Consider the following 21,284-nt stretch of genomic DNA (forward strand, 5'->3'; position numbering starts at 1 on the left):
GCTAGTCCCCACCGTTTTCCCGCTTGTAAATCCACAGCGACCAGAGAAAAAACAGCCCGCACAGCAGCGCCGCCAGATACGGCAGGCCGTGAGTAAACAGGCTCATGGCGATCCCGCCGAGGCTCGGACCTATCAACGCGCCCACGCCCCACATAATCGACATCGCCGCGTAAACGCCCGCCAGATGCGTGCCGGTAAAGCGCGACCCCACCTGAGTGATGATCAGCGTATAGATCGCCACAAACACGCCGCCCCAGAAAAACATCAGCAGCCAGGCGAGAAACCGCACATTCAGCGCCAGCGGCCACAGCAGCGCGCCGACGGTAGACAGCGCGGCGCAGCCCAGCAATAGCTTATGGCGATCATACTTATCCGCCAGCCAGCCCACCGGCAATTGCAGCACAATTGCGCCCACCATCAGGACCGCCAGCAATTCAGTGGCAGCCTGTTCGCTCCAGCCCATCTGCATGGCGTAGACCACCAGCAGGTTCAGCCCGGCGGCTTCCAGCGCGGCATTCAGCGCGGTGGCCGCCATTGCCAGCGGCGCGATCCAGATGTAGCGCAAAATCCCACTGACTTTTTCTTCCGCCAGCGGCGGGCTGGGCGGGGCGCTGGTCCAGAGGATCAGCGCGCTCAACAGCGCCAGGCCGCCGCCGAGATAAAACGGGATATCGCCTGGCGCAATTAACAGCAACAACGGCCCAATCGCGTAGCCCAACGACAGGCTGGCGGTATACCAGGCGAGGGTTTTTGCCCGCGCCTGCTCAACGGTGGTGTGGTTCAGCCAGGTTTCGGTGACCACCAGAATAATTTCACTGAACACCCCCAGCAGAAAGCGCAGCGCAAACCAGCCGAGCAGCGGCACAAACGGGAACAGGCACAGCAGCACCAGAATGGCGAACAGGGAACGGGTGATCATTGCGCCAGGGGTGTAGCGCTGACACAGCGCCGGGAGGAAAGGGGCCACGGCGAATACACCGACGGCATGCATCGCGGCGTTTAGGCCAATAAACCATTCATCAAATCCTTCGGTATGCAGACGTAAAGAAATAAGAGGCGCGCTCAGGCCATAGGTCAGGCCAAAAATCATTACCGCGCCAATGACTACCGCTTGCCCTAAACGTTGTGTCGTCATAACGATCCTTAAAATTTTTTTATATAACGCTTAGCATTCATAAGACGAAACGACAAGCTATGACAACGGCGCGGGCGGCACAAGAAAAACTGTGAAAGAAGGGGGAAAACGCCGCCCGGGACTCAGGCGGCGTGAGACAGGGCTTACGCGGCGTTCTGCGCCGGGGCCGCGCGTTTGACCTGGACAGGGGCGCGCATTACCAGGCTTGGCAGCGCCAGTTCGATATCATTTTCGTTCAACTGTTCAATGATACGAATGTTAATCTCCTGCTGAATATCCATGTATTTGTTATAGTCGGCGGTCGCAACAATATGGACCACTTCAAAAGTCAGGCGATCCTGATCGAATGACAGGAAGTGGGCACGGTCGAACCGGGTATTGCCGACGTCATTAACAATCTCTTTTACCATGTCGCCGATAATGCGCAGTTTTTCCGGCGGGGTGGTGCTGGCAACGCCAAAAGTGAACACAATACGGCGGGTCTGCATCCGCTTGTAGTTGTGGATGGTTTGCTGCAACAAATTGGCGTTGGCGCAGACAATCTGCTCGCCGCTCAGGCTGCGGATACGGGTGGTTTTCAGGCCGATATGTTCGATACTGCCCGCCACGTCGTTAAACACCACAAAGTCGCCGATTTCAAACGGCTTATCAAAACCTATCGACAGCGAGGCGAACACATCGCTCAAGACGGTCTGCACGGCCAGGGCAATGGCGATACCGCCGACCCCCAGGCTGGCGACCAGCGCAGTGATATCGACGCCCGCGTTAGCCAGAATCGACAGCAGCATCATGGACCAGACCAGCACCCGCAGGATCATCCCCAGGATCACCAGTGTCACCGGATTGCGGTGGGTGTCCGGCGCGCGCATCAAATGGCGCATCCAGGATTGCACCCCCTGATCCAGCCAGATAGCCATTTGAATGGCGATGACTAAAAACCAGGCCTGGGAAATGGCGGAAAATAGCCGGTCCGGCAGGGCGGCAAAACGCAGGCTGAACAGAAACGCGGTAATCAGGATTAAGATCTTGCTGGTTTTCTTCAGCATATCGAACGCGATATAGCGAAGGTTGCTATCGCCGGGGTGGCCGTTACGCCAGTTTTGAATGGTCTTGTAAACAAAAGCCAGTAGCCTGTTGATTATCCAGTAAACCACCAGTGTGACCACCAGTACGATAGCCAGGTTAATCCAGAACGTCGTCGACATCAGGACCGTAACGAAATTCAGTTGTGCCAGATACGCCATTTCTCCTCCCATAATTCAGGCATAAGCACCAAGTATAGACACCTTGTGCTGCGGGTCGGGTTACAGAGCGATGACAGGGGATTTCTGAGAGGATTCGCAGGGCAGCGGGTGCGGCGGTGGCCGCGCCCGCACAGGAAGGTTATAGCGCGTTATCGGCTTTTTTTACGTCTGTCACGAAAGTGGGTAAGACCCAGGTGCCGCCTGCGCGTAAATAGCGGCACATGCCGGTGGTGTAACTGCTGCTGAGCTGGAATTTTTTCCCGTCCCAGACCCAGCTTTCATTCCCCCAGCAATCCCCCAGTCCACGGCCTTTCTGAGCCATATCGATGATCCCTTTCAGGTAGCTGGTGCCGGAGTAGGTCACCTGCTGTGGCTTGCCTTTCAGCGCCGCGTCCATCACCCAGTAGCCGTAGCCTTCGTTATAGGCGGCGCGCCAGCACAGGGTAGACAGCAGCACGTGTTTGTCATCCAGCGGCGTGAGGGAAATGGCTTCAGGCGGGTTTTCCTGGTCGGGATACAACCTCTCGCAATCATCCGCGCGGGTGCTGGCTTGCAGCAGGGGACGAATCACGGCGGTTTGCTGGTCATCCAGCGGTTTTTCCGGCGCGTCCAGGGTTGCCGCCGCCACAATCACCGGCTTCGCAGGGGCCGCAGGCACGCTGTTTTCCGGTTTGTTGCCTTTTTTGATCAGCGCGCCCGGCGTGTTGACCCGGCCCTGCACATCGTCAATTTTCAGCATGACCGCGTTCGCGCCTTCGCCGGAGAGGATAAACGGCGCTTTTCCGCCGCGAAACTCCACCGCACCGCTGCCTTTAACCGCGCCAATCAGGGCATCGGTCTGCGGTTGGGTGAGTTCCCAGTCGCCGTCCGGGCCAGGGGCGACCGTACCCATCGTCTGGTTATCGATAAACAGCGTTAATTCCACGGTTTCCGGGGAATCGTTTTCTTCGATATCCGCCAGCATCACGCGCCCCTGTACTGCTGTACCGGGGCCCGCCTCACGGATCAGCAGCACCGAGCCGCCGCTGCCTTCTTCCGGGCCGTAGCCCGCCGCACGGCAGGTCAGCGTATTGTCACAGACCACTTCCCAGTTCTTATAATTAAACGATACGCCATCCGCAGCCCAAACCCCGGTACTCCCGGCGCACAGTGCCAACGCGGTTATCGATATCCCAAATGGTTTCATCGATTCCTCCTGAATACGTTATAAAAATAATGCTGCTATCGTTGCGCATAATCCTGAGTACAGGCAATGAAAATTAGCGCTTTTTTCGAGGATTTCAACGAGAAAGAAAAACGCCGGAGAGCGCTCCGGCGTGGTAACGATTAACGGGAAAGATGTTCAACCAGCGGCTGCTCTGGCTCATCAGGAGCCTGAGGCTCAACGGGCGCGGTGCTGTGGATCTGGTTCACGCGCTTGCGTACCGCGTACCAGCCGGCAATCAGCAGCAGGCAGAGCACCGGGATCGAGCCGATGGTCCAGGTGCCGTTCGGGTAATCAAACGCCATCAGTACCAGCACGCTGAGCAGGAACAGCAGGGTCAGCCATGAGGTGACCGGCGCGCCCGGCATTCTGAAGCTGACTTTTTCGGCTTTGCCTTCGCGGATGGCTTTACGCAGGCGCATCTGACATACCACGATAAATGCCCAGGAGGCGATAATGCCCAGCGATGCCATATTCAGCACGATTTCAAACACCCGGCTGGGCACCAGATAGTTCAACACCACGCCGAACACATAAATGCACAGTGTCGCGAGGATCCCGGCCCAGGGCACCTGCTGTTTGCTCATTTTTGACATAAAGCGCGGCGCGGAACCGCCCATCGACATCGAACGCAGAATACGCCCGGTGGAATACAGACCGGAGTTGAGGCTGGAGAGCGCCGCCGTCAGCACCACGATATTCATCACGCTGCCGATGTACGGCACGCCGAGCTTAGAGAAGAACGTGACGAACGGGCTCTGGCCCGGCTGGTAAGCCATCCACGGCAACAGCAGTACCAGCAGCACCACCGAGCCGACATAGAACAGGCCAATACGCCAGATCACGCTGTTAATCGCCTTCGGTACGGTTTTTTCAGGATCTTTGCATTCACCCGCCGCAGTGCCCACCAGTTCGATGGAGGCGAAGGCGAACACCACGCCCTGCACCAGCACCAGCGCGGGCAGCAGGCCGTGCGGGAAGAAACCGCCGTTATCGGTGATCAAATGAAAGCCGGTGGCGTTGCCGTCCAGCGGTTTGCCAGTGCCGAGGAAAATCGTCCCCACCACCAGAAACGCCACAATCGCCAGCACCTTGACCAGCGCGAACCAGAACTCCATCTCGGCGAACCACTTCACGCCGATCATGTTCATGGTGCCGACAATGGCCAGCGCTGCCAGCGCGAAAACCCACTGCGGAACATCGCCGAACGCGCCCCAGTAGTGCATATACAGCGCCACTGCGGTGATATCGACGATACCGGTCATCGCCCAGTTGATGAAGTACATCCAGCCCGCCACGAACGCGGCTTTCTCGCCGAGAAACTCACGGGCGTAAGAAACAAAGCTGCCGCTGGAGGGGCGGTGCAGCACCAGTTCGCCCAGCGCGCGCAAAATGAAAAACGAGAAAATCCCGCATACCAGATAAACCAGCGCCAGCGACGGCCCGGCCATCTGTAACCGCGCGCCCGCGCCTAAAAACAGCCCGGTGCCGATAGCGCCGCCGATGGCGATCATCTGTAACTGGCGGTTGCCCATCGCTTTGTGGTAGCCCTCTTCATGGGAATTGAGCCAGCGTCGTTTGGCGGCCCGATGTTCGGCCGCATGATCTTTGTTGGTGGTCATGTTTTCCTGTGTTCCTGTCCTGATAAAAGCGTTGCGCCGCCTCTGTTATGTTTTTGGTGAGGCGGCTCTCCGGCGCAGCATCCTACCCGAATTCACTGTGGCGGCAAATCCGCGCAGTGAGTGACGCGTGAGGAAGAGTAAAAAACGCGAAAAAGGGAGGGTAACGCGAAGTGCTCCGCTACTGACTCGTTTCAGGGCGGAACAATCATCCGGGTGGATGTTTTAATAGCCATTACACTGAAGTGATACGCAGGAGGTGACGATGAACCTTTACGGCGCGCCGGGCTGGGGCTCGGCAATCAGTGAAATCATGCTGACGATGGTGGGGGAGCCCTACCAGTTGATTGATATCGAAGGCTTCGACCAGCCAGGCCCACAGCGTGACCGGCTGCTGGCGCTGAATCCGCTGTGCCAGGTGCCGACGCTGGAACTGGACGACGGCGAGATAATGACCGAAAGCGCCGCCATTGCGCTGTGGCTGCTGGACCGGTATCCGCACTTCGCGCCCGAGCCGGGGACCAGGAAACGCCAGCAGTTCTGGCGGCTGCTGGTTTGGCTGGTGGCGAATGTCTATCCCACCTTTACCTATGGCGATTATCCGCAGCGCTGGGTGACGGATAACCCGGCCTCGTTGACCAACAGCACTGACCGCTATCGCGAGACGCTGTGGCGCTGGCTGGAAACCCAACTGCATCACACGCCTTACCTGTTTGGCGAGCGGCTTACCCTGATTGACGCTTACTGGCCGGCGATCCGTATCTGGCGGCCACGTCCGGGCTGGTTCGCCGCCGAAACGCCCAAGCTCAACGCGCTGGCCGACCGGGTGTGTGAGCGGCCCGAGTTACAGAACGTGCTGCGGGCAAATAAGCTTTTGTCATAGTTAAACAAACAGGGCAGGATAACGGTTCCCTTTCCGCAGGAGTGTTCCCATGCCGCATGTAGACATTAAATTTTTCCCCCGTGATTTAACCGAAGAACAGCGCCAGGCCTTCGCCGAGGATATTTCCCAGGTAGTGATTCAACATCTCGACAGCAAACCGACCTCGGTGAGCGTGGCGCTGGAAGAAGTCCAGCCGGATAACTGGAAAGCGCAGGTATGGGATACGGAAATCGCGCCGAATCTGGAGACGCTGGCGAAGAAGCCGGGCTACAGCATGTAATTCTGTGCCCGCTACGGCGGGCAATTTCCCGCGCGGCTTTCATAGTTGCAGTCAATATGACAAAATGCAGTCATTATGACTATGTATGAGTGCGCCTTATGAGTCTGTCCGTTAATCTTCTCGCCACCATCGCCATCGAACTCCAGCAGGGCATCAGCCATCAGGACCGCTTCCAGCGTTTAATCAGTACCTTACGCGACGTGTTGCAGTGCGACGCCTCAGCGTTGCTGCGCTATGAAGCCCAGCACTTTCGCCCGCTGGCGATTGATGGATTATCCCCGGACGTACCCGGCAGACGCTTCGCCCTTAACGAACATCCCCGTCTGGAGGCCATCGCCCGCGCTGGCGATATCGTGCGCTTCCCGGCGGACAGCACCCTGCCGGACCCGTATGACGGGCTGATCCCCGGTCATGAAAGCCTGAAAGTGCACGCCTGTATCGGCCTGCCGCTGTTTGCCGGGCAAACCCTGATTGGTGCGCTCACCCTCGACGGCATGGACCCCACCCAGTTTGATAACTTCAGCGATGAAGAATTGCGATTGATTGCCGTGCTCGCCGCAGGTGCCCTGGATAATGCGTTGCTGATCGAACAGTTGGAAAAAAATAACCCGCTGCCCGCCGCCACGGCCGCCCATACCGGCAACGCGTCGGGTACGGAGATGATCGGCCTGTGCGCGCCGATGGTGGCCCTGAAAAAGGCGATTGATATTGTCGCGCCGTCAGATCTTAACGTGCTGATTAGCGGTGAAACCGGGACAGGCAAAGAGCTGGTGGCACGGGCTATCCACGAAGGTTCGGCGCGCGCCGCCAACCCGCTGGTGTATCTCAACTGCGCCGCCTTGCCGGAAAGCGTGGCGGAAAGCGAACTGTTCGGCCACGTCAAAGGGGCATTTACCGGGGCAATCAGCAACCGCAGCGGGAAATTCGAAATGGCGGATCACGGGACGCTGTTTTTAGATGAGATCGGCGAGCTTTCGCTACCGCTACAGGCAAAATTGCTGCGGGTTTTGCAATATGGTGACATTCAACGCGTGGGTGACGATCGCAGTTTGCGGGTCGATGTCCGCGTGTTAGCGGCCACTAACCGCGACCTCAAAGAAGAAGTGATGGAAGGGCGTTTCCGTGCCGACCTGTACCACCGGTTGAGCGTGTTCCCGCTGGCCGTTCCGGCCTTGCGCGAGCGCGGCGACGATAAAGTGGTGCTGGCAGGTTTCTTCTGCGAGCAGTCCAGGGCGCGGCTGGGACTGGGCAGCGTGGTGCTGAGCGCCAGCGCGCTTGTGCATATTCGCGCTTACGGCTGGCCGGGCAACGTCCGCGAGCTGGAACACGCTATACACCGGGCGATTTTGCTGGCGGGCGCGACTCAGAACAGCGATGAACTGATCCTCGACGCCAGCCATTTTACCCTCACGCCGGGCCTGGAAACCGCACCCGCGCAGTCTGTGGAACTCCCGGAAGAAAACCTGGCGCTGCGTAGCGCGACCGATGCGTTTCAGAGCCAGCTGATCCGCCGCACTCTGGCGCAACATGACAATAACTGGGCTGCCTGTGCAAGGGCGCTGGATATCGACGTGGCGAACCTGCACCGCCTGGCAAAACGCCTGGGGCTTAAAGCGTCCAGATCCAAAAGCAAAATGGAACGATAAAACTCTGCTCCCTTCACCAAAATATACATCGTCAGTAAACCAGCCCCACTTAACGACGTGCATTTTTGGGTGACGATATCTACCCGGTTACTACCGCACCCACGGCTTTTCGTAGATTGCAACGTGACGTTGGGACTTGATGAAGTTCCAGTTGCCGATGGCCAGCCGAAAACAGTCAGATGGGGATCATGATGGCCGGGATCGCACGTTCGGTGAAGCGCCACGGCTTACCGGTCAAGCCGCCTGCGATCCTGCTGAGCGGCGGGGAGACCACCGTGACGCTGGGCAACCGCGAAGGCGGGCGCAATACTGAGTTTTTGCTGAGCCTGGCAGTGGCGCTCAACGGCGAAGCGGGGATTTAGGCCATCGCCGGGGATAGCGACGGCATTGACGGCACCGAGGACGCCGCCGGGGCGGTTATCGGGCCGGATACCCTGACGCACGGGCCGGACGCGTGCGCCTTTCTCGATGCGCATGACAGTTACCGCTATTTCTCCGCGCAGCAGGCGCTGGTGATCATCGGCCCGACGCTAACCAACATCAACGATATCCGCGCGCTCCTTATCGCCCCGGATAACCCCTAAAAGCGCACAAACCGAAACAGGCGTTCGTCATTTAAGGCTATAACTGTAAGGTGTTTTTACAGGAACCGGGTTATGGCCTTTATTGATGATTACTTTGCGCGCATCGGCTTTTGCGGTGCGCCCCGCGCGGATTACGCGACGTTAAAACAGCTTCATTTGCTGCATACCTGTCATATTCCCTTCGAAAACCTCGACGTTTTACTGGAACGCCCCATTTTGCTGGACGATGCGCACCTCTCAGACAAGCTGATTACCGCCCGGCGCGGCGGCTACTGCTACGAGCAGAACGGCGTGTTTACCTGGGCGCTGCGCGAGCTGGGGTTTGCGGTGCAGGATCTGGGTGCGCGGGTGGTGATTGCTAATCCGCCGGAGATGCCGCCGCGCACCCATCGGCTATCGCTGATTACCCTGGATGACAAACAGTGGCTGGCGGACGTGGGATTCGGCGGCCAGACGCTGTCGACGCCGATTGAGTTTGTGCCCGATACCGTGCAGAACACGCCTCACGGCAGCTACCGGCTGCTCCAAAGTGATGACGATTACTGTCTGGAAACGCGTAATGACGAGGGCTGGCAGGCGCTGTACCGCTTTGACCTGGCGCACCAGTATCCGGCAGATTATTTAATGGCGAATCACTTTGTCTCCCGCTGGCCTGACTCCCATTTCCGGCATCATTTACTGCTGGCGCTGATGCGCCCCGACGGCGGTAAAATCACCGTTCTCAACCGGCGCGTTACCCGGCGTATGCCCGGATTGCCTGCCGTCACGGAAGCGTTGCCGAATGCCGATGCGCTGTATGATTGCCTGGTGGAGGAGTGCGGGCTGAATGTCTCGCACCCGGTACACGGCATCCGCCGCGATGCGTTGCGGGCAGTGATGGCGCGGCTGGAGTCGGCATGAATTCATTTGCGATAAGTATGAATTCGCCCAATGCATATGGTTCTTCGATTAAAGGGTGTTAGCATGTCGCCCTTAAGTTGTACTGATTTAATGAGGTTGTATGAAGATTAAACTCATCGCAGTGGATATGGATGGCACCTTTCTCAACGAGAAAAAGGATTACGATCGAGAAAGGTTTCACAAGCAGTACCACGCGCTGAAGGAGAAGGGCATTAAATTTGTGGTGGCCAGCGGCAACCAGTATTACCAGCTCATTTCATTCTTCCCGGAGATTTGTCACGACATCTCTTTCGTTGCGGAAAACGGCGCGCTGGTTTATGACCAGGGGCAACGCGTCCACCACGGGGAACTGACCACGGCTCAGTTCCATAAAGTGGTGGATGAACTCGGTGAATTCGAGGGTATTAACTTCGTGGTGTGCGGGCTGGAAAGCGCGTATTACCGCGCCGGCGCGCCGCAGGCGTTTATCGATTTGATGTCGAAACACTATCACCGCCTGAAACCGGTGGACGATCTGTACGCCATCGACGATGTGATCTTTAAATTCTCACTCAATCTGCACGACGACGCGATCCCGGCGCTGGTGGACAGCCTGCACCATTCGCTGGACGGCATCGTTAAACCGGTGACCAGCGGTTTTGGTTTTGTCGATTTGATTATTCCCGGCTCACACAAGGCCAGCGGATTGCAGCGCCTGATGGCGCGCTGGAATATCGCCCCCGGCGAATGCGTGGCGGTGGGCGACAGCGGCAACGACATTGAGATGCTGCAACTGGCGGGTTACTCCTTTGCGATGGACAACGCCGCGCCGGAAGTGAAAAAGATCGCCAAATACGCCACGGGCTCGCTGAACCACAGCGGCGCACTTGATGTGATTGACGCGGTACTGGAACAGCGGTTGCCCGCCTGATTATTCACACAGCGCGTGGTGGTAAAGGATGCTATTGCGTGAGGCGATATAGTCCTCTACCGCCAGCCAGCCGCAGGTTTCCCTGTAAAAATCGAGCAGTTGCAACAGCATTTTTTGCCGGAGTTTATCGATAAACACATCGCTATTCTGATGCGCCAGGTTCTGCTCAATATAGCTAATGGCCGCCAGAAAGGTCTGCTTTAAATCCCGGTAATGCTGACGCTGGCAGGCCGGGACGTCATGTTCGCCGAGCGTGGCGAAAAACGCTGAATAAGCGGCGGTAGGGCTGGTATCGCCGCGCTGAAGATATAACGCTAAAAAGCACTGCTGTAACGCTTTCTCAATATATTCTGGCGTAGACATAATCCCACTCAGTTTAAGGCTATTTCATATAGCAAAAGGTGTTGTACAGACCAATCAAATTATTGACCTTGAATTTTTCATAAATGCTTCGACGATGGCAGCTCACTGTTTTCTGAGATAAATTCAGATAGCGAGAAATCTCTTTGTTGTTTTTCCCCGAGACAATATAAGGCAGCACCACTTCTTCTTTGCGCGTCAGGTTCGACGCTTTTTCGATGCGATACCAGGCCGTGTTTTTAATAATGGTTTTATGCTGGGTGCAGCCATGTAATTCTCTTAATACCTGCTCCAGTTTTCTCAGAGAGTCGGTGCAGTTAAGCGCATAATCTGCAACGGTATTAATCAGTATGTTTTCGATAGTATTGGAAAAACGCGCTTCACGGGTCATCAAAATTTAAAACCGATAAAACCCGTCAGGATATCTGGCAATTCCCGGTAGGGGTGCGTCTGAACAAAACCTGGGCGATGGACTCTGGCTGGGCGCTGAGCACCGATGCGGATATGTCGGTGGTGTTTGCCGCAGGGGATACTGACGTGACCAGTAAAGTCAGGACGACGGGTATCCCGGCTTCAGACAGCATCTCGGCTGACGTGATGGATAAAACCGCGTTCGAAGGCAAGCTGAGCGTGAAAATGCAAAAAGGCAATATGACCTGGGGCGTGGGCTATAGCCTGGACGCGTCCAGCCACAACACTGGCCAGCAGGTCGGGATTTCTTACCGCTACACGTTCTGATCCCTTAACCCCGGCCGCCTGCCTGTGCAGGCGGCTTTTTTTATCCCCGTGTCACGCTGTCACGTTTTGAATCGGTTAAAAAATAAAATCCTCAATTTGTTCAATGACCTGCGACGAAGCGGCCAAAATGGCGTTGTCGGTTCCGCAAAAACAATAATACTGTACATAAATACAGTGATGTTGGGTCTAACAAAAAATGAACAGATTAATCTCTTTAAGCGAAGCGACTCGCCCCGAATTTTTACCGCTCTTTCTGGAGTACGTGCCGTGCGGCTTCCCGTCTCCCGCGCAGGATTACGTAGAAACGCGTATCGATATTGCGTCGTTATGCATTCAACACCCCAGCGCGACCTATTTCCTTAAGGCCTCCGGGGATTCGATGACAGGAGAGGGCATCTCCGATGGGGATTTGCTGGTGGTGGACAGCGCGTTAACCCCGCAGCACGGCGATGTGGTGGTCGCCGCTGTGGACGGGGATTTTACCGTAAAGCTGCTGCGCCTGCGCCCGGTACCGCAGTTGGTGCCGACCAATCCGGCTTATCAGCCGATTACCTTTACCGATGATTCACAGCTGCAAATCTTTGGCGTGGTGAGTTGGGTATTAAAGAAAAAGAGGGGGTAAGATCCTGGTGGATAAATGGTTATCCTGAAGAGTAACGCTTCTTTTATTCTTTAAAACCCTGTCAGCAACGCCATGTATTTTATCTTTGAAAGCCGGGCGTTGCTGCAAAATAGCTCTCCAAAAGAGAACGATTGAGCCAGACGGTTTCCTTCCATAAATTTTCTTGTTCGATAATGGCGAAAGCCGCCTGCTTATTTATAATTTCATAACAAACTGGCGTTAATGTTTTAAAACGAATGGTGGACGGAGGGAGATATATATTCAGATTGATGATTATTGGTGCGTAGAGGAAACAGTTAATGCCTTCAGGCTGAGCGACAGCGATATGGCCCGAGTGTATTATTATACAGTATTCATCTGAGCATCCGTGCTGCGGTATAGTAACCCACTGGTTTCTATCCACCTGTATCATAGCGTTATGCGTTGATATGTAATGAATGATCTTTCGGATGCATTCCTTTGTTTCGATAGATTTTTCCATTTAGCCTATCCTGCGGTAGATAACGCGTTTGCGTTTTTTATGATAAAATAGGGGTTTGAGAAAACACTGGCTTTTATTTCAGTGCGAGCGGTTTTAAATGATTTATTGCCTATAAAATAGGCTGTTGCTTTCCAGGTTGCAATAACTTTTTTACGTGCTGAAATTTAATATTTTAATTACCCGCGTTGTTTTTGTGGTGTGTGTGATTTAATTCACCCAGCAACATGAAAGTGCTTTTTCTTTATAGTGAAACTTGGCGGGCGTTAATAATCCTTGCGCCGCCCGCCTGTAGGGTGGTTTTTTTAGCACCTGCCATGTAACGAGGTCTGTAACGGGATAGAGTAAGAGGTAATGCTATTCTTTGCTCAATAATGCAAAAAAGTAGGTTCGTCGAAAATATCCTGGCTCGGGTGGCCGCACATCTGCTGAATAAAAAAACGCAGCACGTTTCGGGCTTCCGGGGCATCGCGGACTTCACTGAGCATCGCATCAATATCGCGGCCTTCGCTGCGCAGCACCTCCGCACGGAACTGCATTAGCGCCGTTGAAATCACGGGCGTAAATTCCGGGTGGAACTGTGTGGATACCGCGTTCGGTCCATAGCGCACAATCTGGTGCGGGTCATGGCTGGACCATGCCAGCGCAGAGGCACCCGGCGGTAGTTCGACCACGGTCTGCATATGCGTTAAGTGCGCGGTAAAAGTCTGCGGAAACGTATTGAGTAGCGGGTCCTTTTTGGCTTCCGGCGTCAGGGTGATTTGCTGGTTGCCCGCTTCACGGCCCTGGGGATGGTAGTCAACGCGTCCCCCGAGGGCATACGCCATAAGCTGGTGACCGTAGCAGACGCCGAACAGCGGCATATGGATACGCATGGCTTCGCGGATCCACTCTGCCATAGCTTCACTCCACGGCAGGCGCTCCGTCACCATCGCCCAGGAGCCAGTGATGATCGCCATCCTGCGCGGGTCGGGTTCCGGCAGCGGCTCGCCCTCAAACACGCGGATCACTTCGACTGCGCCAACGGGCACCTGCAACGCATGGCAAAACCACACCGGGACATCATCGTGTACTGCGCGCATTTCCTCCGGGGGCGTACCCACCTGAAGAATGATGATTGGACTCACTTGCATCAATAAAACTCCACGTAATAAACATCAATACGTAACGCCTGAGATAACTTTGCGCTCTTTAGTACAAAAAATCATCAGAAATATCCTCAAGATAAATATTTTATTTCTGATGGCTTGAGCCGCATGCAGAATTAGCGATACTGTATATATATACAGTCACATTATATATTCATCATGCAATTGATTGATTACACACACCGCTGCTGCGCACAGCATAACCTTCTCGCGGTGACGCGAGTCGAATTAAGAGCTGACCACCATGTTTGCGCTGGTTGACGTCAACAGCTTTTACGCCTCCTGTGAGGCCGTCTTCCGGCCAGATTTATGGGGGCGACCGGTGGTGGTGCTGAGTAATAACGACGGTTGCGTGATCGCGCGCAATGCCCAGGCGAAGGCGATAGGGGTTTCAATGGCCGCGCCGTACTTCAAACAAAAAGCGCTGTTTGAGCGCCATAACGTGGCGGTATTCAGCTCTAACTATGCGCTGTATGCCGACATGAGCCATCGGGTGATGAGCATTCTGGAAGAAATGGCACCCGCCACCGAGGTTTATTCCATTGATGAAGCCTTTCTGGATGTGCGGGGCATCGCCAGCTATCAATCGCTGGAGTCGTTTGGTAAGCAGATCCAACGGCGCATATTTCAGGAAGCGCATCTTCAGGTCGGCGTGGGAATAGGGCGCACCAAGACCCTGGCGAAACTGGCGAATTATGCCGCCAAACGCTGGAAAAACACCGAAGGCGTACTGGATATTTCCAGCCCTGAGCGCCAGCACAACGCGCTGGCGCATATTCCCATTGAAGAAGTTTGGGGCGTGGGGCGGCGCTTAAGCAAGCAACTGCGTGCTATGGACATCACCACCGCCCGGGATTTAGCCGAATGCCCTGCCTGGCTTATCCGCAAGCATTTCAGCGTGGTGCTGGAGCGTACCGTACGGGAACTGCGCGGGGAATCGTGCCTCGGCATGGAAGAGTTCATCCCGGCTAAACAGCAGATTATTTGCAGCCGCTCATTCGGCTACCGGGTGACGGCGTATGAAGATATGCGCCAGGCGGTCTGTTCGTATGCGGAGCGTGCGGCGCAAAAGCTGCGCGAAGAGCATCAGTTTTGCCGTCAGGTCTCGGTGTTTATCCGCACCAGCCCGCATGCCATTGATGAAGAATATTACGCCAACCAGGCGCTCAGCGTGCTGCAAACCCCCACTAACGACACCCGCGATATCATCAAAATGGCGGTGAGTGCGTTGGATCGTATCTGGCGCAGCAACTGCCGGTATTTGAAGGCCGGGGTGATGTTGAGCGATTTTTACAGCCTCGGCGTGGCGCAGTTGAATTTATTCGATGAGGATACGCCCTGGGCGAACAGCGCGGCGCTGATGTCGGTGATTGATGAGATTCATAAAAAAGGGAAAGGCAAACTGTGGTTCGCCGGGCAGGGGATCCAGAAAAGCTGGGCAATGAAGCGCGAAATGCTGTCGCCAGCGTATACCACGCGGTTATCGGACTTGCGCGTGGTGAGGTAGGCGTGGGGGGGAATTACAGGCTTGGATATTTCCCGTCTTCATCAACTAAAAAGATCTGAGATAAGTACCAGTTATCGCTCTGCCTGAACAATTGATATTCATAGATCGGGGAGTAGTATTGTTGTGACAATCTGGTGGTAACAATGGCGACATCTCCAGTGATTTTTGTAGAGATGATCTTTTCCTGCTCAGGGTCATGAGAGGACTCAGAACCAAAAGCAATAGGTTCGCCTTCAAAATCGGGCTTTGTGTATTTTTTTAAAAGTTCATTCCAGCGTTGCTGCGCCAGCGGCATAGTATTTTTATCTTTGTGACTCTGGCTTTGCTGGAAAGCGTGATCATTCCAGATTTTATAATCGTGTTGGAAAGCAATCACGACGTGTTCCGGTGTATTTGCCATTATGTCTCCTGCCTTGAATAAACCCACGCTTAAGAAAATGAGTTGAATCAGCAATTTTTTCATAGCCTTACTCGCTTAATTGTAAGAGTCATTGTTAGTGTCTCCCATGCGTTTTCCTGAAGTCAACTCATCAGGCGGCAGGTATCGTGACTGCATTGTGAAGAGCAGAAGCGCCCGGCAGGTGATCCAGAAATCGAGCAGCCCGCCGCGTAGACTGTACCGACATTGTGTTTTACACTTCGCGCTGCAAAAATTAAGTAGCTAAATGATTAACCAGGCGGTAATGGCGATGAACGGAAAGATCACAACGTGGTTTAAAGATAAAGGTTTTGGTTTTATCAAAGATGAAAACGGCGACAACCGCTATTTTCATGTGATTAAGGTCGCCAACCCGGAGTTGATTAAAAAAGACGCGGCGGTGACGTTCGAACCCACTACCAATAACAAAGGGTTATCGGCGTACGCGGTGAAAGTGGTCCCGGAAAGTAAATACATCTTTATCGCGGGCGAGCGCCTGAAGCTCACCGCGATCAAGTCTTATCTGGTTTACAGCGAAGAAGTCCCTGCCGATGCCCGCATTGATAAAGAAAATGCGGTGCTGTCTGTCGGCGCGTTAATGAGCAGCATCAGGCCGAAATCAACCGCAAAGCCGGGTGAAATGCGCTCGCTGAAAAAGCTGGCGATCACCACGTTCCAGGGCGAGACGTTAATCTTCTCGGAAGACGAGATTGATATCGATGCCACAGTGAAAATGCTTAAATTAAAATAATTTGGATTGCATGACGGGCGAGCGTAGAAACGACGATGACAAAACTTACCTTACAAGAGCAGATGCTAAAAGCCGGTTTAGTAACCAGCAAAAAGATGGCTAAAGTCCAGCGCACGGCAAAAAAATCACGCGTTCAGGCGCGTGAGGCCAGAGAGGCCGTAGAAGAAAATAAGAAGGCGCAACTGGAGCGCGATAAGCAGCTAAGCGAACAGCAAAAACAGGCTGCATTATCGAAAGAATATAAAGCCCAGGTGAAGCAGCTTATTGAAATGAACCGCATTGCGGTTGCCAAAGGCAATATTGAATTTAACTTCACCGATAACAACCTGATTAAAAAGGTTGTGGTAGATAAGACGACGCAAGCGCAGTTGATCAATGGCCGTCTCGCCATTGCGCGTCTGGCTGTTGATGGCAAGGACACAGTTGACTACGCCATTATTCCCGCCAGCGTGGCGGACAAAATCGCGCAGCGCGATGCAGACAGCATTGTGGTAAACAGCGCGCTTAGCCAGGAAGCGCAGGATGAGGACGATCCGTATGCCGATTTTAAAGTGCCTGATGATTTGATGTGGTAACTGAGAGTGTCGTTACCGGTTGCCAATGATAATGTCCACGCCATTCAGCCAGCGCGGGTTGCGCTGGCGACGTTTTTCCTTTCATGAACGACGGCTTACTCCTTATCGCTTAATGCACGGGGAGCGGAGCCAGGATCCTGCACCTCATAGTCAATCCATCCCTGCGGTATTGAGATTTGAGATCGCAGGATCGCTGTGAATTCTTTACGCTTTCTCGTGGCCCATTCAGGGTTGATAGAAAGCATTAACCGGTATTGCTTGCGGAAATAAACATCCCTGAATTCCTTTTCAGACGAACTGTTTAATGCCGCATAACGTGACGCCAGGCCCGCCACGCCACACTCAACAAACCAATAAAGGATCTCATCATCACTGGACGTGACTTTACGCGCTATTTCGATGCCTCTTTCACTGACAATAAAATGGTATTTCTGGCCATGAATTTCCAGCCAGGGTGTCGCCAGACCATCCGGGCTATCAGGAATAATGAAGTAATGATTGGGCCTTATTCCTCCACCTAACTGCTCTCCAATATTGAGAAGTTCCGCCCGTAGTTCTTCAATCGTTTTCACAGGCATTTATTTTTTTTGTAGGTTAACCATTCATTCCAGACATCCTCCGGATCGATATCGGGATAACCACGGCTGTTGGCCATATCTACTGCAATTTCTTCCGGCAACGCTATAGCGGTCGCATTATCGCGTATCGACTCAACTTCATCGCGGGTCAATTCACGACCCGTTTCTTGCTCTTTTGATTCCAGCACTGCCACAAGCGCAGGGATAAATACCATCACCATTCTCAGTCAGACTCCATTACGCGTTAAATTTGAATTATTCTGGCACAGATACGCCATCACCACATGCCCTCAATTTTCTACCCATCGCCTTCAAATTTTCAGCGTATCAATAACGGCGCGTAGCGCGGGCGACACATTACGGTGCGGATAGTAGAGAAATGCACCGTCCAGCCGCAGGCTGTAGCGATGCAATACACGGAGCAAACGGCCGTACTTTACATCATCGGCAATCAGCTCTTCAGGAACATAGCCCAGCCCAAGACCCAACCGTGCGGCTTCTGCTTCCATATAACTGTCAGAAAACACCCACTGGCCCTGCGGGCGGTGGGTGATTTTTTTATCGTCCTGATTGAGTTCCCACTGGTACAGACTCCCGTCGGCAAACTGGTAGGCGATACAGGGATGTGTAACTAAATCAGCGGGTGTTTGTGGAAAGCCGTAGCGCCGGAAATGGTCTGGCGTGCCCACAACGGCCATTTCCATGTCAGGTGAAATACGCACCGCCACCATGCCGCTGCCGACTTCGCCTCCCAGGCGGATACCGGCATCGAAGCGCTCGGCGATAATATCGACAAACCGGCTTTCGCTGATCAGTTCAAGCCGGATATCAGGATAGCGCTGTTTAAATACCGCCAGCTTCGGTAGCAGCACTTTGTCAATGGCGTGCTGGCTGGCATTGATGCGTACCGTGCCGGACGGCGTATGGCGATAATGTGCCAGCGTCGCGAGCCCCGAATCTAACGCATCAAAGCCGGATTCAATCGTCTGGTAGAGCTGCTCGCCCGCCTGGGTTAACGATAATCGGCGCGTGGTGCGCACCAGAAGCTGTACGCCCAGCCGTTCTTCAAGTTCGCGCACAGAACGGCTAATCCCGGATTGCGCGAGCCCCAGCCGCTGTGCCGCGGCGGTAAAACTCCCTTCCTGCACCACCGCCATAAACAGGTAGAGATCGTTATAGTTTTCCCGTTTCGCCATCCGCGCATCCTCAGCTCTTATTCATAACAAATTGATATTAATGCTAGCAGTGTTTGGCCTCTAATCAGCACAAATACTGCTAACTATAATGACCGCATTGCAACAAAGCACAGCAGCGTTGTGCGTAAGAAACCTGTACCGATACCGTGTTTTTAGGGGGATTTACATGAGCGTTTTCACCAAAAAACTGACAGCCGCGATACCTGCCATGCTGCTATGCGCATCATTAAGTGGAGTCACGACAATGAGTTATGCTGATACAACCCATCCAAACCTGCCCGTTTCGATGGTGAAAAAATGGGATAAAACCTTCGCCGAGAGCACGAAGGTCGATCACCGTAAGGTGAGTTTCCAGAACCGCTACGGGATCACCTTAGTCGGCGATCTGTATATCCCGAAAAACCGTGGCGATCGCAAACTTGCCGCGATTGCGGTGAGTGGCCCATTCGGCGCGGTTAAAGAGCAATCCAGCGGCCTGTATGCGCAGACGCTGGCGGAGCAGGGCTTTATCACCCTGGCCTTCGACCCTTCTTATACCGGTGAAAGCGGCGGCCAACCGCGTAATGTCGCCTCTCCGGATATCAACACCGAAGACTTTAGCGCGGCGGTAGATTTCCTGGGGCTACAGAAAGAGGTGGATCGCAACCGCATCGGTTTGCTCGGCATCTGCGGCTGGGGCGGGATGGCGTTAAATGACGCCGCCATGGATACCCGCGTAAAAGCAGTCGCGACCAGCGTGATGTATGACATGAGCCGGGCGATGGGCCACGGCGTGGGCGATGGCAAAGACCGTTACACCACCGCCGATCGCCGCGCCGTGTTGCAGTATCTGAACCAGCAACGCTGGAAGGATGCGGAAAACGGCACCTTTGCGCCTGGCGGCCACGATATTTATGTCGACGAGAAGGGCAACGCCAGCGCGGGAAATCGTATTCTGCCAGAAGCGTTACCGGCGGATCCGCACCCGGTGCTGAAAGAGTTTTTTGATTATTACCGGATGCCGCGCGGTTACCACGAGCGCTCCGTGAACTCGACGGGCGCCTGGAACGCGACAATGCCGCTGTCGTTTATGAATATGCCGCTGCTGAGCTACGCCAGCGAAATCACCATCCCGACGCTGGTGGTGACCGGTGAAAACGCGCACTCCCGTTATTTTGCGGAAGATGCTTTTCACGCGGGGGGCAGTAAAGATAAACAACTGGTCATTGTCCCGGGGGCCAACCATGTCGATTTATATGACAACGTGGCCGGAAAAATTCCGTTCGACAAGTTCGCACAATTTTTCAAAACCAGCCTGAAAGCTGAAAATGTCCACACTAATCCGTAAAACATCACACGGCAAAGCGCACGCACACTGGAGCGGCGTTTTTGCGATGACCCTGTGCGTCTTTGCGCTTATTGCCTCGGAATTTATGCCGGTCAGCCTGCTTACGCCGATCGCCAGCGATCTGAATATTTCAGAAGGGCTGGCAGGCCAGGGGATAGCGATCTCCGGCGCGCTGGCGGTAATAACCAGCCTGTCGATCTCGGGCATAACCGGAAATATCAATCGCAAATATGTCCTGCTGGGGATGACCGCGCTGATGGCGTTATCAGGAATGGTCATCGCCCTGGCTTCCAGCTACCTGGTGTATATGGCGGGGCGGGCCCTGATCGGTATCGCTATCGGCGGTTTCTGGTCATTGTCCGCCGCCACGGCCATTCGGCTGGTGCCGGCGCATCAGGTGCCCCGTGCGTTAGCCATTTTTAACGGCGGGAATGCCCTTGCGACCGTGGTGGCCGCGCCGCTTGGCAGCTATCTTGGCACCACCCTCGGCTGGCGCGGAGCCTTTATGTGCCTGGTGCCGGTGGCGATAGTGGCGTTTATCTGGCAGTGCGTCAGCCTGCCGGCTATGGAAAATGATAAAAGCCAGGCACCACGGGGCTCGGTGTTTCGACTGTTCAGCAACCCAGTCGTGCGGGTTGGCTTACTGGCCTGCGGGCTGTTCTTTATGGGGCAGTTTGCGTTATTTACCTATGTGCGGCCGTTTCTGGAAACGGTGACCCGGGTGAGCGCGGGCAGCTTGTCGTTGATCCTGCTGGTTATCGGCGTGGCGGGTTTTATTGGCACGCTGATCGTTACGCCGTTCCTGAACGCGAAATGTTATCTGACACTGACAGCTATCCCGTTGCTGATGGCTGCCATTGCCGGGACGCTGATCCTGGCTGGACACAGCGTCGGGGCCGTTGCGCTGCTGTTAGGTTTCTGGGGGCTGTTGGCGACCGCTGCGCCAACGGGATGGTGGACGTGGATCGCGCGGACGCTGCCCGACGATGCCGAGGCGGGCGGCGGGCTGATGGTCGCCGTGATCCAGCTTTCTATCGCGCTTGGCTCCACGGCAGGTGGCATGGTGTTTGACAACCAGGGCTGGCAAAGCGCGTTTGCACTGAGCGGCGCGCTACTTCTGAGCGCTGGCGTGCTGACATTTCAAACAGCCCGCCAGAACGGCAACACGAATTAGCGCAGCC

The 21,284-nt window shown here is 54.7% G+C and carries 24 protein-coding genes and 1 pseudogene; 13 read left to right on the top strand and 12 right to left on the bottom strand.

The window, feature by feature from the left end:
- Position 1 precedes the first annotated feature (1 nt).
- The 4 genes from RT120_RS03160 to ansP form a co-directional block, all read right to left on the bottom strand.
- Positions 2–1,135 (bottom strand): MFS transporter, encoded by a 1,134-nt coding sequence (locus RT120_RS03160; protein ID WP_312979272.1) that lies wholly within the window; start codon positions 1,133–1,135, stop codon positions 2–4.
- 143 nt (positions 1,136–1,278) lie between these two features.
- Positions 1,279–2,379 carry a mechanosensitive ion channel family protein gene (locus RT120_RS03165; RefSeq protein WP_312979275.1) on the bottom strand — a complete coding sequence of 367 codons (1,101 nt, stop codon included), beginning with the start codon at positions 2,377–2,379 and terminating at the stop codon, positions 1,279–1,281.
- Positions 2,380–2,518: 139 nt separating this feature from the next.
- Entirely contained in the window at positions 2,519–3,565 is a 1,047-nt protein-coding gene (locus RT120_RS03170) for a DUF1176 domain-containing protein (protein ID WP_312979277.1), read from the bottom strand.
- A 140-nt stretch (positions 3,566–3,705) separates the two neighbouring features.
- Positions 3,706–5,205 (bottom strand): L-asparagine permease, encoded by a 1,500-nt coding sequence (ansP, locus tag RT120_RS03175; protein ID WP_312979280.1) that lies wholly within the window; start codon positions 5,203–5,205, stop codon positions 3,706–3,708.
- A gap of 262 nt (positions 5,206–5,467) precedes the next feature.
- Here ansP and RT120_RS03180 point away from each other — a divergent pair, with 262 nt between their 5' ends.
- From RT120_RS03180 to RT120_RS03205, 6 genes and pseudogenes are all read left to right on the top strand, one after another.
- Positions 5,468–6,085 (top strand): glutathione S-transferase family protein, encoded by a 618-nt coding sequence (locus RT120_RS03180; RefSeq protein ID WP_312979282.1) that lies wholly within the window; start codon positions 5,468–5,470, stop codon positions 6,083–6,085.
- A 49-nt stretch (positions 6,086–6,134) separates the two neighbouring features.
- Entirely contained in the window at positions 6,135–6,365 is a 231-nt protein-coding gene (gene pptA, locus RT120_RS03185; RefSeq protein WP_312979285.1) for a tautomerase PptA, read from the top strand.
- Between the two features lie 98 nt (positions 6,366–6,463).
- Positions 6,464–8,011 carry a nitric oxide reductase transcriptional regulator NorR gene (norR, locus tag RT120_RS03190; protein WP_312979288.1) on the top strand — a complete coding sequence of 516 codons (1,548 nt, stop codon included), beginning with the start codon at positions 6,464–6,466 and terminating at the stop codon, positions 8,009–8,011.
- 167 nt (positions 8,012–8,178) lie between these two features.
- Positions 8,179–8,595 (top strand): annotated as a pseudogene (locus RT120_RS03195) (MOFRL family protein); the annotation flags it as partial.
- 72 nt (positions 8,596–8,667) lie between these two features.
- A complete protein-coding gene (locus tag RT120_RS03200) occupies positions 8,668–9,495 on the top strand; it encodes an arylamine N-acetyltransferase (RefSeq protein WP_312979291.1) in 828 nt (275 codons plus the stop codon).
- A 100-nt stretch (positions 9,496–9,595) separates the two neighbouring features.
- Positions 9,596–10,405 (top strand): Cof-type HAD-IIB family hydrolase, encoded by an 810-nt coding sequence (locus tag RT120_RS03205; protein ID WP_312979293.1) that lies wholly within the window; start codon positions 9,596–9,598, stop codon positions 10,403–10,405.
- Here the strand turns inward: RT120_RS03205 and RT120_RS03210 are convergent, their stop codons facing one another.
- Both RT120_RS03210 and RT120_RS03215 read right to left on the bottom strand, forming a co-directional pair.
- Positions 10,406–10,768, bottom strand: coding sequence for a hypothetical protein (locus tag RT120_RS03210; RefSeq protein ID WP_312979296.1), 363 nt, complete (start codon positions 10,766–10,768; stop codon positions 10,406–10,408).
- A 19-nt stretch (positions 10,769–10,787) separates the two neighbouring features.
- Positions 10,788–11,156, bottom strand: a complete 369-nt coding sequence (locus tag RT120_RS03215) for a LuxR C-terminal-related transcriptional regulator (protein WP_312979299.1) — start codon at positions 11,154–11,156, stop codon at positions 10,788–10,790.
- A gap of 53 nt (positions 11,157–11,209) precedes the next feature.
- On the opposite strand from RT120_RS03215, the gene RT120_RS03220 reads away from it, so the two are divergent.
- Positions 11,210–11,503 (top strand): hypothetical protein, encoded by a 294-nt coding sequence (locus tag RT120_RS03220; RefSeq protein ID WP_312979301.1) that lies wholly within the window; start codon positions 11,210–11,212, stop codon positions 11,501–11,503.
- A gap of 196 nt (positions 11,504–11,699) precedes the next feature.
- On the top strand, positions 11,700–12,125 hold the full coding sequence (gene umuD / locus RT120_RS03225) for a translesion error-prone DNA polymerase V autoproteolytic subunit (RefSeq protein ID WP_312979303.1): 426 nt from the start codon (positions 11,700–11,702) through the stop codon (positions 12,123–12,125).
- Positions 12,126–12,204: 79 nt separating this feature from the next.
- On the opposite strand, the gene RT120_RS03230 is transcribed toward umuD, so the two are convergent.
- The gene (locus RT120_RS03230) at positions 12,205–12,606 is read right to left on the bottom strand and encodes a hypothetical protein (RefSeq protein WP_312979305.1); all 402 of its coding nucleotides are present in this window, start codon (positions 12,604–12,606) and stop codon (positions 12,205–12,207) included.
- Between the two features lie 365 nt (positions 12,607–12,971).
- Positions 12,972–13,736, bottom strand: coding sequence for a glutamine amidotransferase (locus RT120_RS03235; RefSeq protein ID WP_312979307.1), 765 nt, complete (start codon positions 13,734–13,736; stop codon positions 12,972–12,974).
- A 259-nt stretch (positions 13,737–13,995) separates the two neighbouring features.
- On the opposite strand from RT120_RS03235, the gene umuC reads away from it, so the two are divergent.
- Complete coding sequence (umuC, locus tag RT120_RS03240) at positions 13,996–15,258, top strand: translesion error-prone DNA polymerase V subunit UmuC (protein WP_312979309.1); 1,263 nt, start codon at positions 13,996–13,998, stop codon at positions 15,256–15,258.
- 13 nt (positions 15,259–15,271) lie between these two features.
- Here the strand turns inward: umuC and RT120_RS03245 are convergent, their stop codons facing one another.
- Positions 15,272–15,721, bottom strand: coding sequence for a hypothetical protein (locus RT120_RS03245; protein ID WP_312979311.1), 450 nt, complete (start codon positions 15,719–15,721; stop codon positions 15,272–15,274).
- A gap of 220 nt (positions 15,722–15,941) precedes the next feature.
- On the opposite strand from RT120_RS03245, the gene RT120_RS03250 reads away from it, so the two are divergent.
- Together RT120_RS03250 and RT120_RS03255 are read left to right on the top strand one after the other, a co-directional pair.
- A complete protein-coding gene (locus RT120_RS03250; RefSeq protein WP_312979686.1) occupies positions 15,942–16,427 on the top strand; it encodes a cold shock domain-containing protein in 486 nt (161 codons plus the stop codon).
- A gap of 35 nt (positions 16,428–16,462) precedes the next feature.
- Complete coding sequence (locus RT120_RS03255; protein ID WP_312979313.1) at positions 16,463–17,002, top strand: DUF2058 domain-containing protein; 540 nt, start codon at positions 16,463–16,465, stop codon at positions 17,000–17,002.
- Between the two features lie 95 nt (positions 17,003–17,097).
- Here RT120_RS03255 and RT120_RS03260 read toward each other — a convergent pair whose 3' ends face one another.
- The 3 genes from RT120_RS03260 to RT120_RS03270 all read right to left on the bottom strand — a co-directional run bounded on the left by RT120_RS03260 (position 17,098) and on the right by RT120_RS03270 (position 18,776).
- Positions 17,098–17,574, bottom strand: coding sequence for an Imm63 family immunity protein (locus RT120_RS03260; RefSeq protein WP_312979314.1), 477 nt, complete (start codon positions 17,572–17,574; stop codon positions 17,098–17,100).
- Entirely contained in the window at positions 17,571–17,801 is a 231-nt protein-coding gene (locus tag RT120_RS03265; protein ID WP_312979315.1) for a hypothetical protein, read from the bottom strand. The genes RT120_RS03260 and RT120_RS03265 overlap by 4 nt, the downstream gene beginning before the upstream one ends.
- Positions 17,802–17,891: 90 nt before the next feature.
- Complete coding sequence (locus tag RT120_RS03270; protein ID WP_312979316.1) at positions 17,892–18,776, bottom strand: LysR family transcriptional regulator; 885 nt, start codon at positions 18,774–18,776, stop codon at positions 17,892–17,894.
- A gap of 166 nt (positions 18,777–18,942) precedes the next feature.
- On the opposite strand from RT120_RS03270, the gene RT120_RS03275 reads away from it, so the two are divergent.
- Both RT120_RS03275 and RT120_RS03280 read left to right on the top strand, forming a co-directional pair.
- Positions 18,943–20,103 (top strand): alpha/beta hydrolase, encoded by a 1,161-nt coding sequence (locus RT120_RS03275; RefSeq protein WP_312979317.1) that lies wholly within the window; start codon positions 18,943–18,945, stop codon positions 20,101–20,103.
- Positions 20,084–21,277 (top strand): MFS transporter, encoded by a 1,194-nt coding sequence (locus RT120_RS03280; protein WP_312979318.1) that lies wholly within the window; start codon positions 20,084–20,086, stop codon positions 21,275–21,277. Before RT120_RS03275 ends, RT120_RS03280 begins: the two co-directional genes overlap by 20 nt.
- The last annotated feature ends 7 nt before the right edge of the window (positions 21,278–21,284 follow it).

Source organism: Atlantibacter sp., from assembly GCF_032062175.1.
Classification (GTDB): Bacteria; Pseudomonadota; Gammaproteobacteria; order Enterobacterales; family Enterobacteriaceae; genus Atlantibacter.

Excerpts from the sequence above, each read along its gene's own strand:
- RT120_RS03275 (WP_312979317.1), top strand. The coding sequence starts at position 18,943 with ATGAGCGTTTTCACCAAAAAACTGACAGCCGCGATACCTGCCATGCTG.
- RT120_RS03270 (WP_312979316.1), bottom strand. The coding sequence starts at position 18,776 with ATGGCGAAACGGGAAAACTATAACGATCTCTACCTGTTTATGGCGGTG.
- umuD (WP_312979303.1), top strand. The coding sequence starts at position 11,700 with ATGAACAGATTAATCTCTTTAAGCGAAGCGACTCGCCCCGAATTTTTA.
- RT120_RS03245 (WP_312979311.1), bottom strand. The coding sequence starts at position 15,721 with ATGAAAAAATTGCTGATTCAACTCATTTTCTTAAGCGTGGGTTTATTC.
- RT120_RS03160 (WP_312979272.1), bottom strand. The coding sequence starts at position 1,135 with ATGACGACACAACGTTTAGGGCAAGCGGTAGTCATTGGCGCGGTAATG.
- RT120_RS03215 (WP_312979299.1), bottom strand. The coding sequence starts at position 11,156 with ATGACCCGTGAAGCGCGTTTTTCCAATACTATCGAAAACATACTGATT.
- RT120_RS03180 (WP_312979282.1), top strand. The coding sequence starts at position 5,468 with ATGAACCTTTACGGCGCGCCGGGCTGGGGCTCGGCAATCAGTGAAATC.
- RT120_RS03200 (WP_312979291.1), top strand. The coding sequence starts at position 8,668 with ATGGCCTTTATTGATGATTACTTTGCGCGCATCGGCTTTTGCGGTGCG.
- RT120_RS03250 (WP_312979686.1), top strand. The coding sequence starts at position 15,942 with ATGGCGATGAACGGAAAGATCACAACGTGGTTTAAAGATAAAGGTTTT.
- RT120_RS03235 (WP_312979307.1), bottom strand. The coding sequence starts at position 13,736 with ATGCAAGTGAGTCCAATCATCATTCTTCAGGTGGGTACGCCCCCGGAG.
- RT120_RS03280 (WP_312979318.1), top strand. The coding sequence starts at position 20,084 with ATGTCCACACTAATCCGTAAAACATCACACGGCAAAGCGCACGCACAC.
- pptA (WP_312979285.1), top strand. The coding sequence starts at position 6,135 with ATGCCGCATGTAGACATTAAATTTTTCCCCCGTGATTTAACCGAAGAA.
- umuC (WP_312979309.1), top strand. The coding sequence starts at position 13,996 with ATGTTTGCGCTGGTTGACGTCAACAGCTTTTACGCCTCCTGTGAGGCC.
- RT120_RS03265 (WP_312979315.1), bottom strand. The coding sequence starts at position 17,801 with ATGGTGATGGTATTTATCCCTGCGCTTGTGGCAGTGCTGGAATCAAAA.
- RT120_RS03230 (WP_312979305.1), bottom strand. The coding sequence starts at position 12,606 with ATGGAAAAATCTATCGAAACAAAGGAATGCATCCGAAAGATCATTCAT.
- RT120_RS03255 (WP_312979313.1), top strand. The coding sequence starts at position 16,463 with ATGACAAAACTTACCTTACAAGAGCAGATGCTAAAAGCCGGTTTAGTA.
- RT120_RS03205 (WP_312979293.1), top strand. The coding sequence starts at position 9,596 with ATGAAGATTAAACTCATCGCAGTGGATATGGATGGCACCTTTCTCAAC.
- RT120_RS03210 (WP_312979296.1), bottom strand. The coding sequence starts at position 10,768 with ATGTCTACGCCAGAATATATTGAGAAAGCGTTACAGCAGTGCTTTTTA.
- norR (WP_312979288.1), top strand. The coding sequence starts at position 6,464 with ATGAGTCTGTCCGTTAATCTTCTCGCCACCATCGCCATCGAACTCCAG.
- RT120_RS03170 (WP_312979277.1), bottom strand. The coding sequence starts at position 3,565 with ATGAAACCATTTGGGATATCGATAACCGCGTTGGCACTGTGCGCCGGG.
- ansP (WP_312979280.1), bottom strand. The coding sequence starts at position 5,205 with ATGACCACCAACAAAGATCATGCGGCCGAACATCGGGCCGCCAAACGA.
- RT120_RS03165 (WP_312979275.1), bottom strand. The coding sequence starts at position 2,379 with ATGGCGTATCTGGCACAACTGAATTTCGTTACGGTCCTGATGTCGACG.